11 protein-coding genes are annotated in these 13,507 nt (G+C 63.8%); 5 read left to right on the forward strand and 6 right to left on the reverse strand.

What is annotated here, in order from left to right:
- From P9875_RS19995 to P9875_RS20010, 4 genes are read right to left on the reverse strand one after another with little or no spacing between them, the layout of a single operon-like run.
- Positions 1-1,227: an NAD(P)/FAD-dependent oxidoreductase gene (locus P9875_RS19995; RefSeq protein ID WP_278316402.1), complete on the reverse strand. Its 1,227-nt coding sequence runs from the start codon at positions 1,225-1,227 to the stop codon at positions 1-3.
- A complete protein-coding gene (gene nirD, locus P9875_RS20000; RefSeq protein ID WP_099378652.1) occupies positions 1,224-1,577 on the reverse strand; it encodes a nitrite reductase small subunit NirD in 354 nt (117 codons plus the stop codon). The genes P9875_RS19995 and nirD overlap by 4 nt, the downstream gene beginning before the upstream one ends.
- A 12-nt stretch (positions 1,578-1,589) precedes the next feature.
- A complete protein-coding gene (gene nirB / locus P9875_RS20005) occupies positions 1,590-4,142 on the reverse strand; it encodes a nitrite reductase large subunit NirB (RefSeq protein WP_278316403.1) in 2,553 nt (850 codons plus the stop codon).
- A gap of 10 nt (positions 4,143-4,152) precedes the next feature.
- A complete protein-coding gene (locus P9875_RS20010; RefSeq protein ID WP_278316404.1) occupies positions 4,153-5,448 on the reverse strand; it encodes an MFS transporter in 1,296 nt (431 codons plus the stop codon).
- 414 nt (positions 5,449-5,862) lie between these two features.
- Here P9875_RS20010 and P9875_RS20015 point away from each other — a divergent pair, with 414 nt between their 5' ends.
- On the forward strand, positions 5,863-7,485 hold the full coding sequence (locus P9875_RS20015) for a CehA/McbA family metallohydrolase (RefSeq protein WP_278316405.1): 1,623 nt from the start codon (positions 5,863-5,865) through the stop codon (positions 7,483-7,485).
- Here P9875_RS20015 and P9875_RS20020 read toward each other — a convergent pair.
- A complete protein-coding gene (locus P9875_RS20020) occupies positions 7,469-8,413 on the reverse strand; it encodes a LysR family transcriptional regulator (protein ID WP_278316406.1) in 945 nt (314 codons plus the stop codon). The two genes, P9875_RS20015 and P9875_RS20020, sit on opposite strands and share 17 nt — an antisense overlap.
- Before the next feature lie 128 nt (positions 8,414-8,541).
- Between P9875_RS20020 and P9875_RS20025 the strand changes: the two genes are divergently transcribed.
- The 4 genes from P9875_RS20025 to P9875_RS20040 all read left to right on the forward strand — a co-directional run bounded on the left by P9875_RS20025 (position 8,542) and on the right by P9875_RS20040 (position 12,640).
- Entirely contained in the window at positions 8,542-8,937 is a 396-nt protein-coding gene (locus P9875_RS20025; protein ID WP_278318856.1) for a RidA family protein, read from the forward strand.
- A 125-nt stretch (positions 8,938-9,062) separates the two neighbouring features.
- Positions 9,063-9,698, forward strand: a complete 636-nt coding sequence (locus P9875_RS20030) for a DUF4304 domain-containing protein (protein WP_278316407.1) — start codon at positions 9,063-9,065, stop codon at positions 9,696-9,698.
- On the forward strand, positions 9,691-10,350 hold the full coding sequence (locus P9875_RS20035) for a hypothetical protein (protein ID WP_278316408.1): 660 nt from the start codon (positions 9,691-9,693) through the stop codon (positions 10,348-10,350). Before P9875_RS20030 ends, P9875_RS20035 begins: the two co-directional genes overlap by 8 nt.
- A gap of 178 nt (positions 10,351-10,528) precedes the next feature.
- Positions 10,529-12,640 carry a prolyl oligopeptidase family serine peptidase gene (locus tag P9875_RS20040; RefSeq protein ID WP_278316410.1) on the forward strand — a complete coding sequence of 704 codons (2,112 nt, stop codon included), beginning with the start codon at positions 10,529-10,531 and terminating at the stop codon, positions 12,638-12,640.
- A gap of 62 nt (positions 12,641-12,702) precedes the next feature.
- Here the strand turns inward: P9875_RS20040 and P9875_RS20045 are convergent, their stop codons facing one another.
- Positions 12,703-13,326 carry a glutathione S-transferase family protein gene (locus P9875_RS20045; RefSeq protein ID WP_225241809.1) on the reverse strand — a complete coding sequence of 208 codons (624 nt, stop codon included), beginning with the start codon at positions 13,324-13,326 and terminating at the stop codon, positions 12,703-12,705.
- Positions 13,327-13,507 lie beyond the last annotated feature (181 nt).

The following is a 13,507-nucleotide window of genomic DNA, read 5'->3' on the forward strand; positions in this document are numbered from 1 at the left end:
TCAGGCGGCCTGGGCGCACAGCGCCTGGCCAAACAATAAATGGGCGCGCAGCTTGCTGATGTCGCGGCGCTGCTGGATCAGGTCGAAATACCAGGGACCGTCCTGCACGTCGCCATACAGCACGGCGCCGGCCAGGCGGCTGCCCTGCACCACCAGGCGCTTGTAGACGCCGCGGCGCGGATCGCGCAGCACCAGGTCTTCGCTGCCCTCGCCGCCGATGATGTCGCCGGCCGAGTACAGGTCGATGCCCGTCACTTTCAGTTTGGTGGCGCTGGCTTGCTGCACGTAGCGGCGGTGGCCCGCGCCAGCCAGGTGCGCGCCGCACACGCGCGCCTGCTCCCAGATGGGCGCGACCAGGCCGAAGGTGGCGCGCCGGTGCTGCACGCATTCGCCCACGGCGTACACGCGCGGATCGTAGCTTTGCAGGCAGTCGTCGACGACGATGGCCCGTTCGCAGTGCAAGCCGGCCGCTTGCGCCAGGGCGATGTTGGGACGCACGCCTGCCGTCATCACCACCAGGTCGGCGGGGATCGACGTGCCATCGGCAAAGCGAACTGCCTGCACCCGGTCGGTGCCGACAATTTCAGCCGTTTGCGCCTGCATCAAAAACCGCAGGCCGCGCGCTTCCAGCGCCGATTTCAGCAGCATCGACGCGGGCGCATCGAGCTGCTGGTTCATCAGGGCGCCGCTCATGTGCACGACGGTGACGTCCATGCCCTGGCGCTGCAAGCCGTTGGCCGCTTCCAGTCCCAGCAAGCCGCCGCCGATGACCACCGCGTGGCGGTGCGTGCGCGCCGCCTGCAGCATGGTGTCGACGTCGCTGATGTCGCGAAAACCGATCACGCCGGGCAGGTCGTGGCCTGGCACGGGCACGATGAAGGGCGTGGAACCGGTGGCCAGCAGCAGGCGGTCATAGGCAACCGTGACGCCCGACAGCGATTGCACGGTGCGCGCCTTGCGGTCGATGCGCACCACGGGGTCGCCCGCGTGCAGGGTGATGCCGTTGTGCGCATACCAGTCGCGCGTGTGCAGCATGATGTCGTCCACCGACTTTTCGCCAGCCAGCACCGGGGAGAGCAGGATGCGGTTGTAATTGCCGTGCGGTTCGGCGCCGAACACGGTGATGTCGTACAGGTCCGGCGCGAGTTTCAACAGTTCCTCGACCGTGCGCATGCCGGCCATGCCATTGCCAACCACGACTAAAGACGGCCGCGCGGCGGTGTTCATATGGCCACCCACACCATGTCGGCAAACACGCGCGCGGGCCACGCAGCGACGGAATGCTCGGGCGCTTCGATGCACTCGCCGCTGGCCAGGTCGAAGTGCTGCTTGTAAATCGGCGACGCCACCACGACGCGCTCGCCGATGCTGCCCACGAGGCCCCGCGACAGCACGGAAGCGCCCGCGTTCGGGTCGACATTGTCGATGGCGTACACGCGCGGCGCCGCATCGCCGACGCGGAAGACGGCCACGTGGCGCCCATTCAGCAGCGCGCATACGCCCGTGTCGGGCACGATGTCGGCCAAGGGGCAGATGGCGACCCAGTTGTCGGCGGTGGCGCCGGAAAGTTCATTCATCGCATTCATGGCTCAAGCCTCCACGGCAAGGATGGGGATCACGGTGCTGCGGCGTTCCATCTCGGTGGCGGGCCGGATCTGGCCCCGCTCTTCGACGAACACCACGTTTTCATCGTTCTTCTCGCTGTTGACGAAGTGGCGGAAGCGCTGGCGCACGGCGGGGTTGGACACTGCTTCCTTCCACTCGCAAGCATAGGTGTCGACCACGTGCTGCATGTCCGCTTCCAGTTCCGCCGCCATGCCCAGGCTGTCGTCGATGATGACGCGCTTGAGGTAATCGAGGCCGCCTTCCAGGTTGTCGCGCCATACGCTGGTGCGCTGCAGGCGGTCGGCCGTGCGCACGTAAAACATCAGGAAGCGGTCGACATAGCGCACCAGGGTGGCTTCATCAAGATCGGAGGCGATCAGTTCCGCATGGCGCGGCTTCATGCCGCCATTGCCGCACACGTACAAATTCCAGCCCTTTTCCGTGGCGATCAGGCCGATGTCCTTGCCCTGCGCCTCGGCGCATTCGCGCGTGCAGCCGGAAACGCCGAACTTGATCTTGTGCGGCGTGCGCAAGCCCTTGTAGCGGTTTTCCAGCTGGATCGCAAAACCCACGCTGTCGGCCACGCCATAGCGGCACCAGGTGGAGCCGACGCACGATTTGACCGTGCGCAGCGACTTGCCGTAAGCGTGGCCCGATTCGAAGCCGGCCGCGATCAGTTCTTCCCAGATGGCCGGCAACTGGTCGACTCTTGCGCCGAACAGGTCGACCCGCTGGCCGCCCGTGATTTTCGTGTAGAGACCGTATTTTTTCGCCACCATGCCCACGGCGATCAAGCCATCGGCCGTCACTTCGCCGCCCGGCATGCGCGGCACCACCGAGTACGTGCCATCCTTCTGGATATTGCCGAGGAAGTAATCGTTACTGTCCTGCAGGCTGGCGTGCACGGGAGACAGGACGAAATCGTTCCAGCACGAAGCGAGGATATTCGCCGCCACGGGCTTGCACACGTCGCAACCGAGACCCTGGCCATGGGCGGACAGCAGCGCGCCGAAGCTGCGGATTTTTCCCACGCGTACCAGGTGGTGCAATTCCTGGCGCGAGTACGCAAAGTGCTCGCACACGTGGTTGTTGACGGCCAGGCCCTGCTTCTGCATTTCCGCCTTCATGATCTGCGTGACCAAAGGCACGCAGCCGCCGCAAGCGGTGCCGGCTTTCGTGCAGCTTTTCAGGGCGCCGATGGTGGTGGCGCCCTCGGCGACGGCCGCGCACAGCGCGCCTTTCGACACGTCGTTGCACGAGCAGATTTGCGCCGACTCGGGCAAGGCGTCCACGCCCAGGCCCACCTTTTGCTGGCCATCCGCCTGCGGCAAGATCAGGAACTCGGGGAATTCCGGCAGCTCGATTTTATTGAGCATCATCTGCAGCAAGGTGCCGTACTCGCTGGCGTCGCCCACCATCACGCCGCCCAGCAGGTATTTGCCGCAATCGGAGACGACGATTTTCTTGTAGATCTGCTTGCGTTCATCCATGAACTGGTAGGAGCGGCTGCCCGGCGCATTGCCGTGCGGGTCGCCCAGGCTGGCCACGTCCACGCCCATCAGTTTGAGCTTGGTGCTCATGTCGGCGCCCTTGAACGTGGCTTCGCCCTCTTCCTGGAGCACATGGCGCGCCGCGATGCGGGCCATCTCGTAGCCTGGCGCCACCAGGCCGAAGACCAGGCCGCCCCACAGCGCGCATTCGCCGATCGCGTAAATATCCGGGTCGGACGTGACGCAGCTGTCGTCTATGGCGATGCCGCCGCGCGGTCCCACCTCCAGGCCGCAGGCGCGCGCCAGTTCATCGCGCGGGCGGATGCCGGCCGAAAAGACGATCATGTCCGCTTCCAGGTGGCTGCCGTCGGCGAACTGCATGCGGTGCGTGGCCGATTCGCCGTCGACGATGGCCAGGGTGTTCTTTTGCGTGTGCACGGTCACGCCCAGCTCTTCGATCTTGCGGCGCAGGACGCGCGCGCCGCCTTCGTCGACCTGCACGGCCATCAGGCGCGGCGCGAATTCCACCACGTGGGTGTCGAGCTTCAAATCGCGCAAGGCTTTCGCGCATTCAAGGCCCAGCAATCCCCCGCCGATCACCACGCCCGTGGTGGACTTGGCGCCCCAGGCCAGCATGGCTTCCAGGTCTTCGATGGTGCGGTAGACGAAGCAGCCTTCTCTATCCTTGCCCGGCAGCGGCGGCACGAACGGCGTCGAGCCGGTGGCAAACACCAGCTTGTCGTAGGCCAGCACTTCACCGGTGCTGGCCGTGACGGTTTTCGCCACGCGGTCGATGGACACGGCGCGCGCATTGAGCTTCAACACAACGTTGCCCTTGTCGAAGAAGCCGGGCGCCACCAGGGACAGGTCTTCCGCCGATTTGCCGCTGAAAAATTCGGACAAATGCACCCTGTCGTAGGCGGGGCGCGGCTCTTCGCACAAGACCGTCACGGACAGGCGCGTGTTGTTTTCCAGCGCCAGCCGTTCAAGGAATTTGTGTCCGACCATGCCATGGCCAAGGACGACGATGTTCAAGGTGTGGTTCATGCTTGTCTCCTCAGGCCGCGGCCATGTTCGGTTCGGCCGCTGCACGGGTAAAGCGCACGGCGATGGCGCACAGGGCCGAGATCACCACCAGCGCACTGAGAATGATCAATGTCTGGCGGATGTCGCCCGTGCCCTTCATCAGGAAACCGGCCGCCACGGCGCCCACGTTGCCGCCGGCGCCGATGATGCCGGCCACGCCGCCCAGGGCTTTACTGTCGATGAAAGGCACCAGCGCGTAGGTCGCGCCGCACGCCATGTGAGTGAACAGGCCGAAGACCAGCATGGCGATGACGGCCCAGGTGACGCTATCGACCTTGGCAAACCACAGCAGGCCCACGCCTTCGCCGATCATCAGCATGAACAGCAGGGTGACGCGGCTGTTCAGGTTGCCGCGCAGGGCCAATTTATCCGACATCCAGCCGCCCAAGGCGCGGGCAAACAGGGCCAGCAAGCCGAAGCTGCCGGCGGCCAGGCCGGCCGATTTCAATGACAGGCCGAAATGGTCGACGTAGTACACGGCGGCGATATTGTGGATGAAGATTTCGATGCCGAAGCAGGCGCCGTAGGTGACGAACAGCAGCCAGACGCGGTAATTGGAACTGGCCGCCTTGAAGCTGTCCCAGCCCCCCTTTTTACCACCCTCGATGGCGGTGCCTGCGGCGCGCAAGTCCGAGTAATTGCCTTCAGGGCAATCCTGCGTATAGCGCCAGTAGAGAACGGCCATCACCAGCATCAGCACGCCCGGCACCAGCAGGGCCATGCGCCAGCCCAGCGATTCGGACACGCCCAGCATCACTACGGCGCCCAGCAGCAGCGGCATCAGCGCCTGCGCCGCACCGCCGCCCGCATTGCCCCAGCCGGCTGCCGCCGCGTTGGCCGTGCCGACAACACGCGGGGCGAACATCACGGAGGTGTGATATTGCGTGATGACAAAGCTGGCGCCGACGGCGCCGATGCCCAGGCGGAAGAACAGAAAGCTTTCATAGCTTTGCGAAGCGGCCACGCCCAGCACGGGAATGGCGCCCAGCAGCAGCAAGCCCGTGTAGGTCTTGCGTGGGCCGTAGCGGTCGCACAAGGGCCCGACGATCAGGCGCACGAGGATGGTGATGGCGACGGCCGCGATATTGATGTTCGCCACTTGCGCCAAGGAAAGACCAAACTCGCCCTTGATGACCGGCATCAGGGGAGCGCAGGCGAACCAGGCGAAGAAACACACGAAAAATGCCATCCACGTCAGGTGGAATGCGCGCATGGGTGGCGTGGCGAGGGAGAAGAGCGCGATGCGCGTTGCTTTTTGGCTGGCCATATAGGTTCCCGAAGTATCCCGAAAATAACAAAAATGCAAACAAAAACGGCGCCCGCCCCCGCCGATGAAAAATCAGCCTGGGCGGACGCCGTTGTCCATGTGGTCCGTCGTTGGACCGTTGTGCGTTTATTCAGGGGATCGCCGTTGATCCGTACCTCTTGTGTAGCAAGCGCCGTGCCAGCTTGCCGCACGGGCAGACGCCCTTATCGATACGAGGTTTGCGCCAGATCATGGCCAATCACGGTGCAAGCACGCCACTTGCTGGTGCATGCGGGAACCAGTACGTGGCATTTCTTGTCTAAACCACATCTGAAGCAGTAGCGGGAGGCCACGATGGTCAAGACACTGCGACGACGACGCTTAAGGCCACCTTGGCCGCCATGGCTGGCATGTGCGTACGCCGGGCTGTTGCTGATGGCGTGGAGCAACACTGCCGCCGCGCAAGAGCCGAAGGAGCACAGCGAACTCGATGCCACCGTCGTCGCGCCCTTTCACGCCGCGCGCGGCGAGCGGGTCACGCAGGCGCGCACATTTGTTGTACGGCTCACCTATCCCGACGAGGGGCGCAGCCATGCCGTGCGCTGGAGCCTGACCCTGTCCGGCCCGGGGCCGCAAGGCGCGGTGCTGCGGCGCTGGTCGGGCACGGAACAGGTGGGGGCTGACGGCAAAAGCGTGAACTTGCCCTGGGATGGCCGCGCCGACGCCGATGCGCGCGAACGGCGCGTGCTGGCGCCGGAAGGCTTGTACGAACTGCGCCTGCTGGCCGTGGCCGATGCCGGCACGCCGCAGCAAGCGCAGGTGGAACAGCAATGGCCCGTCCAGGTGAAGCGTGGCGCCAGCACGGCGCCCAGGGTGAGCGCCTTCCAGGCCGGTCTGCAACAACTGCCCAGTCTGGAAGGCCAGCCCGCCTACCGCATCGTCTACGCCAACCTGCATAGCCAGACGCGCCACAGCGATGGCGGCGCGGCGCTCGACGCCTGCCGTGGCGCGCAAGACCCGCAAACGGCGCCCTTCGGCCCCATCGATGCCTATAAATATGCGCAAGAACACGGACTCGACGCCCTGCTGACATCCGAGCACAACCACATGTACGACGGTTCCGACGGTACCAACGCCGCTGCCACTGCCGCCGAAGCGACAGCCCTGTACCAGACGGGCCTGGCCGAAGCGGCCGCGTATTCGGCCGCCCACCCCGGCTTTCTGGCCCTGTACGGCATGGAATGGGGCGTCATCAACAAGGGCGGCCACCTGAACATTTTCAATAGCGAGCAATTGCTGGGCTGGGAAAGAAATGCCAGCGGCGAATTACTGGCCGACGTGGAAACGCCGAAGGGCGATTACGCTGGCCTGTACAGCTTGATGCGCGAACGGGGCTGGATCGGCCAGTTCAACCACCCGGCGCCAGCGGGCCAGTTTCTCGTCAACGGCCAGCCGCTCGGCTACACGCCGGACGGCGACGCGGCCATGGTGCTGTGCGAAGTCATGAATACGTCCGCGTTTTCCACGAATGACGAGGAAACGGAAAACCGGCGCAGCAATTACGAGGCAGCCTGCAACCGGGCCCTGGCGGCCGGCTACCACGTGGCTTTCAGCAGCAACCAGGACAACCACTGCGCCAACTGGGGCGCGGCGTATGGCAACCGCACGGCCGTGCTGGTGAGCAGTCCGGCCGCCGGCATGCCCGTGTCACGCGACGGTTTCCTCGACGCGCTGCGCGCGCGCCGCGTCTACGCCACCATGGACAAGCACGCGCAACTGCTGTTCACGGCGAATGGCAGGCTGATGGGCGAGCGCTTCGACAACCACGGCCCCCTGCGCCTGGCCACCCATTTCAGCAACAGCGCGGGACGGCAAGCGGCCGATGTCGCCATCTTCCACGGCGTACCGGGCGGCAACGGTTCCGTTACCCCCATCTCGGACCAGGCCGAGCTCACCGTCACGCCCGCGCCCGGCCCCCATTTCTATTACGCGCGCCTGACGCAGGACGATGGCAACATCGTCTGGTCGGCACCCGTGTGGGTCAATCAGTTGCCGTGATGGCGGCAGGGCGGGCGGCAGGGTGGGCGGCATTCTGGGCCATCAATTCGGCCACCCAGTCGATAAAGACGCGCAGTTTCTTGCTGACATGGCGGTTCGGCGGATAGGCGAGATAGAGCGGCATGGGATCGACCGTCCATGCCGGGAACAGCGGCAGCAGTTCGCCCCTGGCCACGTGCGCACGCGCCATATAATCGGGCAGCCACAGCACGCCCAGCCCCGCTACCCCGGCCGCCAGGTAGGCATTGCCGTCATCGATCGACAGCACGTACTGGCCATGGATCTTGACGCTCTGGCCCTCGCGGTGCATCACGTAGGGAAAGCCGTTGCCGCCGCGTCCCCAGCGAAAGCGCACGATGCGGTGCGCGCTGTCCTGCAAGTCCAGCGGATGCAAGGGCGTGCCCACCCGTTGCAGGTAGGCTGGCGCCGCATACACGCCCAGCGGCAAGTCGGCGAGCTTGCGCGCCATCAGCGACTGGTCGGTGATGGCACCACCGCGTATCACGCAATCGACATTGTCGGCGATCACGTCGACCATGCGGTCGCTGGCGCCCATGTCGAGCACGATATCGGGATACAGCGCATGAAACCCGGGCAGCGCCGGCATCAGCAGCAAGGCGGCGAGCGGACTGGGCACGTCCACCCGCAACTGGCCCCGCGGCAAGGCGGCGGCGTGCGGCAAGCTCGTTTCGATTTCTTCCAGGGTATCGAGCACCTGCACGATGCGCTCGTAGTAGGCGACGCCATCGGCCGTCACATTGACCTTGCGCGTGGTGCGGTTCAGCAGTTTCAGGCGCAGCCGCGCCTCGAGCTGCTGCACCAGCTGCGTCACCGTAGTGCGGCTCATGTGCAAGGTCGCGGCCGCCCGTGTAAAACTGCCCGTCTCGACCACCCGCACGAACGCCTTCATCGCATCAAACCTGTCCATCCGCACCTCCGCCATTCGATTGTTTGGATTATACAAACAGTGCAGATGATTCTAGCCGCTTTATCAGCAGGCCGGCAGCAGATAAAGTGTTCTCCAGGCAGCAACTTCGCTGCATCAACAAAGGAAAGCTGATGAAACGCGACGTCGTATTCCCTCCGGGCCGCCAAGCCCTGTATGAACAGAACCGTTATTCGCCCGCCGTGCGCGCCAACGGCCTGCTGTTTATCTCCGGCCAGGTCGGCAGCCGCGAAGACGGCTCGCCCGAACCCGGACTCGAGGCCCAGATCCGGCGCGCCTTCGACAACCTGAACGCCATCCTGCAAGCCGCCGGCTGCACTTTCGACGACGTGCAGGACGTGACCATTTTTATCGTCGACCCGCAGGCTAACTTCCAGCGCATCTGGGATATCGTGCAGGCAGAGTATTGGGGCCAGGCGCCGCACCCGACGGTGACGGCCGTGGGCGTGACGTGGCTGTATGGTTTCCAGTTCGAAATCAAGGTGGTGGCAAAGTTGCCGGGCTAGCACACTGCATCCGGAAGCGTGCAGGGAAGTGGCAGCAGGCTTTCCCTCGCACGATTGCCCGCCGCAAGGTGCGCTGGCACTGATCTATGGCAACATTGCGCAACCGCCCCATGCCAGGAAACGGAATGAAACCAAAAGCGCTGATCATCGCCAATATTGAAGAATGCTTGCTGGAGCCGCTGAGCGCAGCGGGCTTCAAGTTCTCGCCTAGCCAGCTGACCTTCAAGCGCGCACAGGACGAATTCGTCCAGGCCATCCATTTCCAGGCCAACCGCCATAACGAAGAGGATGTCTGCGTGGCATTCTGGAGCCACTATCAGGTCTCGTCCAGATCCTGTACAAGCTGGCACAAGGCGCGTTACGGCTATGAACCTGTCAACAATATCGTTGGCGAGGTGGCGGACTGGAATATCAAAAACTGGCAATTCCCTGTCATCGATGGCAAACAGGACAAAGAACACCAGCTCGTCGATCCGGCCCATCGGGCAACAGTCATGGCCTGTCTGCGGGACAATCTGCTGCAGTTGGCGATTCCCTGGCTAGACCACCATTCCAACTGGGAAAATGCAGCCCTGGCCCTGGTCGAAGCGCATGACTCGCATGCCAGGGCCTGCGATTTTTATCTGATGGCCGGCAAGCAGGAACAAGCCTTGTTGGCCTTGAACGAAGGTATTGCCTACTGGGAAAGAAACCCCAAGGCATCTTATCCGCAAGAAAAAGAGGAAATCGCTTTGCGGATGGAGAAATACGCCTATGCTTGACATCACGTGCCCCTACGATGGCGACTGCGGGCGCCGCTTCGCCCCCAGCGCAATGGATGCCGCGGATGGCGCGTTTTTAACAACGGCCATCGCCAAAAAAATGACCTTCATGTTCCTGCACTGCCCCGCATGTGCAAGGATGTTCCAGTTCAATCCCGTCGCCTGGACGGCGCAGGCTTGCGAGGCCGTCGCGCCGAAGGCCGCCCGGCCAGCGAAGAAAAGCGGCAAGCAGCTGGAAAAATTGCTGGCAAGGGAAAAAGTGGCCCTGCCCCTGGCCTATCTCGAGCACCTGCGCAGTGGCAAGCCGCGTTCCGATGTGGCGGTTGTCAGCGATGAAGATCACTTCACGCTGTACAGCCTGGACGAGCTGTGTCAGGACGTCGATGTGGATGGAACAAACTATCTGGCAGTCCGGCAACTGGCAGGCTTTGCGCTGGCCCTGGCACAAGCGGCGGGAACGGATTCGAAGCAGGCGGCACCGTTCAGTCCTGCCGAGCTGGCCGCTTGCCTGGCCATCGGCGAGGAAGCCACGCGCATCCTGTTCATCGACAGCCGCGACAACGATACATTGTGGATTTATCACCTTGACGGCGGCGATGTCGACAGGACGCGGCTCACAGTGAGTGCATTGCTCGGGCCTGGCGCCCCTTGAGAGCGCAACACGCCGCAGATTCTGCGGCCTGACTCTATTCCAGCAAACAATATTTGAAAAACATGTTATTTTTAAAATAGTCGTTCACAGACACTGGTTCCCCGCAGCAATCCATGGCACCATGGATGCGCCGTTTTGCCTGCAACGCGGCCTCCATCGGACCAACCAGGAACCCTCTATGTCGTCATATCGCACTCTCGCCGGCAGCATGCTGCTCGGCCTGGCCGCAGCGGGCATTGCCCATGCGCAAGCTCCTTCCCCCGCCGCCGCCACTGCTCCGGCCGATCCCCATTTGTGGCTGGAAGAAGTCCTCGGCGACAAGCCGCTGGCCTGGGTCAGGCAGCACAACGCCGTCGCCACCAAAGAGCTGGAGGCCCAGCCCGGCTTCCCGGCCCTGCAGGCGCGCCTGAAAACCATCCTCAACTCAAAGGAACGCATTCCCTACGTCAGCAAGGAAGGCGAGTTTTACTACAACTTCTGGCGCGATGCCCAGCACGTGCGCGGCATCTGGCGCCGCACCACGCTGGCGCAGTATCAATTGGCCGAACCCGCATGGGAAACCGTGATCGACCTCGACCAGCTGGCCGCCGGCGAGAGTGAAAACTGGGTCTGGGGCGGCGCCTCCTGCCTGTATCCGAAAGGCGAACGCTGCCTCATTTCCCTGTCGCGCGGCGGCGGCGACGCCAAGGTGGTGCGCGAATACGACGTGGCCAAGCGCGCCTTTGTCGACGGCGGCTTCACCCTGCCCGAAGCGAAAGGCAGCGCCAGCTGGATCGACCAGGATACCCTGTTCGTCTCCACCGATTTCGGCCCCGGCTCGATGACCAGCTCCGGCTACCCGCGCATCATCAAGCAGTGGCAGCGCGGCACGCCGCTGGCGCAGGCGCAAACCTTGTACGAAGCCAAACCCGACGACCTGAGCGCCGGCGCCTACAAGGATTTCACGCCCGGCCACGAACACCAGTTCATCGAGCGGCAAATCGATTTCTATAGCGGCGAAATGTTCCTGCGCGACGGCGCCGAATTGAAAAAAGTGCCGAAACCGGACGACTCCACGGCCTTCACCGTGCGCGACCAGCTGGTCATCACCCTGCGCTCGGACTGGAAAGTGAACGGCAAGACCTATGCGCAAGGCTCCTTGCTGGCCACGGATTTCAAGGCCTTCATGCAGGGCAAGCAGGAACTGGAAGTGCTGTACGCGCCCACGGCCACGTCGTCGCTGGACAATGTCACGCCGACCAAGTCGGCCATCCTCGTGACCACGCTGGACAAAGTGAAAAACCGCCTGACGGAACTGCGCCACGTGAACGGCAAGTGGCAGCGCCGCGCCGTCGATGCGCCGAAGCTGGGCACCCTGGCCGTCAGCGCGCTCGATCCCGTCGACTCGGACCAGTACTTCCTGACGGTGACCGACTTCCTCAACCCGACCACCCTCTACCTGGCCACGGCGCAAAGCGACAAGCGCACGAAAATCAAGTCGCTGCCCGCCTACTACGACGCGGCGCCGTACAAGGTGGAGCAGTTCGAATCGACGTCGAAGGATGGCACGAAGGTGCCGTATTTCGCCATCATGGGCAAGAAGACCAAGTTCGACGGCAGCAACCCCACGGTGCTGTATGGCTATGGCGGCTTTGAAGTGTCGCTGAAACCGAGCTACAGCGGCACCACGGGCGTGGCGTGGCTGGAAAAAGGCGGCGTGTACGTGCTGGCGAATATCCGCGGCGGCGGTGAATTCGGTCCCCGCTGGCACCAGGCGGCGCTGAAGGAGAACCGCCAGCGCGCGTATGACGATTTCATCTCGGTGGCGCAAGACCTGATCAAGCGCAAGGTCACCAGCCCTCGCCACCTGGGCATCATGGGCGGCAGCAATGGCGGCCTGCTGACGGGCGCCGTGCTGGTGCAGCGTCCCGACCTGTTCAACGCCGTCGTCAGCCAGGTGCCGCTGCTCGACATGCGCCGCTATAACAAGATGCTGGCGGGCGCCTCGTGGATGGGAGAATACGGCGACCCGGACGTGGCGGAGCAATGGGCCTACATCAGCAAGTACTCGCCGTACCAGAACGTCTTCAAGGACAAGAAATATCCGCGCGTGCTGTTTACCACCTCGACGCGTGACGACCGGGTCCACCCCGGCCATGCGCGCAAGATGGTGGCGAAGATGGAAGAGCAAGGCCACGATGTGCTGTACTGGGAAAACACGGAAGGCGGCCATGCGGGCGCGGCCAATAACGACCAGCAGGCGCTGATGTGGGCGCTGACCTACACCTTCCTGCTGGAGCAACTGAAGTAAAGTGGTGGTGTCGGATTACGCGTTCACGCGCCTCGGCGGCCCCGCTAATCCGACCTGCCCGGCTACTTCGCCTGCGCGCTGGGGCGCTCGGCGATGCGGTCGCGGTAGGCCTGCAAGTTCTGCAAGCCTTCCGCGCCTGGCCGGTACTTCATCAGGCCGCGCGCGAATTCCAGCGCGCAGAAGGCCGTGATGTCGGCAATCGTAAACCGGTCGCCGGCGATGTACGGCTGCTGCGCCAGCACCTGGTCCAGCCATTGCGCCGTCTCGCGCAACTTGCCCGCCTGCGCCGTGGCGAAATCGGGAAACTGCGGGTTTTCCAGCGCCACCAAGGCCGGATGGCCATGGCGTACCCAGTTGGCGGCGGCGCTGAACAAATGCAATTCCACGCGGCGGTCGGCCATCTCGATAAACGCGCGCTCCTCGTAACCTTCGCCCATCAGGTTCGGCTGCGGCTGCAAGCCTTCCAGGTAAGTGCAGATGGCGCGCGTCTCGGTCAGCACGCGCCCGTCCGCCAACTCCAGCACCGGCACGCGGCCCAGCGGGTTTTTCGCCAGGAAAGCGGGATCGCGGTGCTGGCCCGCCATCAGGTCGAGCGCCACTTCCTCGATGCCGGTGATGCCCTTCTCGGCGATGAACATGGTGACGCGGCGCGGATTGGGCGTGCGGGGGCTGATGGTCAGTTTCATGTGCTTGGGTCTCGTCTCGTTATGGTGTTGGACTATCGGCTGCGGCACCAGCCTGTGGCAATGCAGCCAGGCGCCCATCATACCAGCGCACCGCCATGGTGCGGCATCCCTGGCGCGTTGACTTTGGCCCCGTTTCCACTTAGATTGCTGTACGGGAACGCTGGCTGTCAGTTCAGCGATG

Source organism: Janthinobacterium rivuli (assembly GCF_029690045.1).
GTDB classification, from domain to species: Bacteria; Pseudomonadota; Gammaproteobacteria; order Burkholderiales; family Burkholderiaceae_D; genus Janthinobacterium; species Janthinobacterium rivuli.

What these genes read in the sequence shown, in the direction of transcription:
- nirB (WP_278316403.1), bottom strand. Translation starts at nt 4,142, where the DNA reads ATGAACCACACCTTGAACATCGTCGTCCTTGGCCATGGCATGGTCGGA.
- P9875_RS20045 (WP_225241809.1), bottom strand. Translation starts at nt 13,326, where the DNA reads ATGAAACTGACCATCAGCCCCCGCACGCCCAATCCGCGCCGCGTCACC.
- P9875_RS20030 (WP_278316407.1), top strand. Translation starts at nt 9,063, where the DNA reads ATGAAACCAAAAGCGCTGATCATCGCCAATATTGAAGAATGCTTGCTG.
- P9875_RS20020 (WP_278316406.1), bottom strand. Translation starts at nt 8,413, where the DNA reads ATGGACAGGTTTGATGCGATGAAGGCGTTCGTGCGGGTGGTCGAGACG.
- nirD (WP_099378652.1), bottom strand. Translation starts at nt 1,577, where the DNA reads ATGAATGAACTTTCCGGCGCCACCGCCGACAACTGGGTCGCCATCTGC.
- P9875_RS19995 (WP_278316402.1), bottom strand. Translation starts at nt 1,227, where the DNA reads ATGAACACCGCCGCGCGGCCGTCTTTAGTCGTGGTTGGCAATGGCATG.
- P9875_RS20040 (WP_278316410.1), top strand. Translation starts at nt 10,529, where the DNA reads ATGTCGTCATATCGCACTCTCGCCGGCAGCATGCTGCTCGGCCTGGCC.
- P9875_RS20015 (WP_278316405.1), top strand. Translation starts at nt 5,863, where the DNA reads ATGGCGTGGAGCAACACTGCCGCCGCGCAAGAGCCGAAGGAGCACAGC.
- P9875_RS20035 (WP_278316408.1), top strand. Translation starts at nt 9,691, where the DNA reads ATGCTTGACATCACGTGCCCCTACGATGGCGACTGCGGGCGCCGCTTC.
- P9875_RS20010 (WP_278316404.1), bottom strand. Translation starts at nt 5,448, where the DNA reads ATGGCCAGCCAAAAAGCAACGCGCATCGCGCTCTTCTCCCTCGCCACG.